Consider the following 2,298-nt stretch of genomic DNA (forward strand, 5'->3'; position numbering starts at 1 on the left):
CTTCAGCGACGTTTCGGTGAAATACCCCAGAATCTAGAAGAAACCATCCGTAACCTTCCTGTGGAGCGGTTAGAAGACTTAGGACTCGCTTTATTAGACTTTGACACTTTGACAGATTTAGATAACTGGTTGCATCCGTGAACAATAGCGAGCGCATTATCCATCCTTGATTATTCTATCGTCAAGGGGTCCACATCGATCGCCATACTTACCTTGGGTAAAACTAAGCTTTTCAAAGGACGAAAAAGATCACCGATATCAGCCTTTTCTCCCGATAATTTTAACAGAATTTGCCAGCGATAACGGTTAGCCACGCGCATAATTGTTGCGGGTGCAGGTCCCAAAATATCCCAATCGGAACCCAAATTATTAACACATTCCTCCGCAACATTTTCGGCACTTTTCTGCACTGCTTCCCCATCTAAACCACTAAAGCGAATTAAGACTAAACTGCCGTAGGGAGGATAATTTAAGCTCTCTCTCTGCATTAATTCCGTCTCGACAAAACCCTCATAATCGTGGGTTTGTACTGCTCTAATCACAGGATGTTCAGGGGTATAGGTTTGGATAATTACCTTTCCTTCTCTTTCTCCCCTTCCTGCTCTCCCTGCTACTTGAGTTAGGGTTTGAAAAGCGCGTTCGGAGGCGCGATAATCAGAGTGATAAAGTAAACCATCGGCAGCCATAATTCCCACTAAAGTAACTCGCTCGATATCTAATCCTTTGGTGAGCATTTGGGTTCCAACTAGGACATCGAATTCACCATCAGTAAATAGTTTTAATAGTTCCCGGGGAGCATTTTTGTTGCGGGTGGTATCACTATCAAAACGCAAGCAGCGCAAATCGGGAAATTCTTTGGTTAATTCTTGGGTGACTCGCTGAGTGCCAGTGCCGAAAAATTTCAGATAGGGAGAACCGCATTCAGGACATTGTTTTGGATGAATGCGACCATAGTTACAGTAGTGACAGCGTAGTAATTCTTGCGCTCCCGGTTCGGTGTGGTGATAGGAGAGGGAGACATCACAGTGGGGACACTCTAGCACATAACCGCAACTTCGGCAAGATACAAAGGTACTATGTCCGCGGCGACTGACGAATAAAATTGCCTGTTCTCCCTTGTCGCGCAGGGTTTCCAGAGATGAACGCAGGGATTGACTAAACAGGGAACGATTGCCTCGTTGCAATTCCCTTCGCATATCGACGATTTCCACCCGCGGTAAGGGGCGATTTTGGATGCGATCGGGCAAAGATAGGTAAAGACTGGGATTAACTTGGGATTCTAGCCATGTTTCTAGGGATGGTGTCGCCGAGCCTAAAATTACGGGACAATGGTTTAATTGAGCGCGCCATTTAGCCACGGTACGCGCGTGATAGGTGGGGAGTAATTGGGTTTGTTTAAAGCTGCTATCGTGTTCTTCATCGAGGATAATCATGCCTAGATGGGGTAAAGGGGCAAAAATCGCCGATCGCGTCCCGATAATGACTTGCGGGGTTCCTGTCAACATCTGTCGCCAGGTATCGTATCTTTCTCCTTCCGAGAGGGCGCTATGATAAACATAGACTCGATCGCCAAAACGGGCCACAAAGCGATCGGTTAGTTGCGGTGTTAATCCAATTTCGGGGACTAAAACCAAGGCAGATTTACCCGCTGCCAGGACAGGTGCGATCGCCTGTAGATAAACTTCTGTTTTACCCGATCCTGTAACTCCGTGTAAGAGGACGCTTTCACCACCTTTCAGGGTTTGAATGGCTTCTAGGGCTTGTTTTTGACTAGAAGTGAGTGTTTTTGGTTGATCCCTGCTCATAATCGCCGAGGATAAGCGCAGAAATTCCCGATCCTCAATCACCACATAACCCTTGTCAATCAGCGGTTTAAAATGTTTTGTCCCCGCGAGTTGTGCCAATTCTGGCAGCCACATTTCTCCTCCCTGGTGGCGCAAGATTTCGACAATTTTGCGCTGATTTTCGGTTAAATCAGCGGGAAAGTCGGTTATTAGCAGGGTAATGGCTTTTTTTAGCTTAATATTAGGATTTTTGGGCGCTTCTAGATAGCTTTCTACCCAACCGCGCTTAACTAAGTCTCGGATACCGTAATTGGCATTTTTTACCTTTTCTTGCAGGTATTTCGCCGAATAATCGCCTTCTTTTTGATTTTTGAGCAGGGATAAAATCTGACGGGAGAGGGGAGTACAAAAAACTTCCGCACCGGGGGGAATCGCTTCTGGTTTTAATCTGATGCGACGTTGGGAACTTCGCAGTAAACCCGTAGGTAAAGCGACGCGAACAACGGTGATTAAA

At 46.3% G+C, this 2,298-nt stretch carries 2 protein-coding genes; one reads left to right on the forward strand and one right to left on the reverse strand.

Going from position 1 to position 2,298, the window contains the following annotated elements; all coding sequences use genetic code 11:
- Positions 1-141: DUF4351 domain-containing protein (locus PX484_RS21235; protein WP_287688732.1), on the forward strand; the 141-nt coding region annotated here is incomplete at its 5' end.
- Between the two features lie 29 nt (positions 142-170).
- Here PX484_RS21235 and priA read toward each other — a convergent pair.
- Positions 171-2,298, reverse strand: a 2,128-nt coding sequence (gene priA / locus PX484_RS21240) for a primosomal protein N' (RefSeq protein WP_288105403.1), incomplete at its 5' end; no start/stop codon positions are given.

Origin of the sequence: Microcystis sp. M49636_WE2, assembly GCF_030065375.1 — a bacterium.
Classification (GTDB): Bacteria; Cyanobacteriota; Cyanobacteriia; order Cyanobacteriales; family Microcystaceae; genus Microcystis; species Microcystis aeruginosa_C.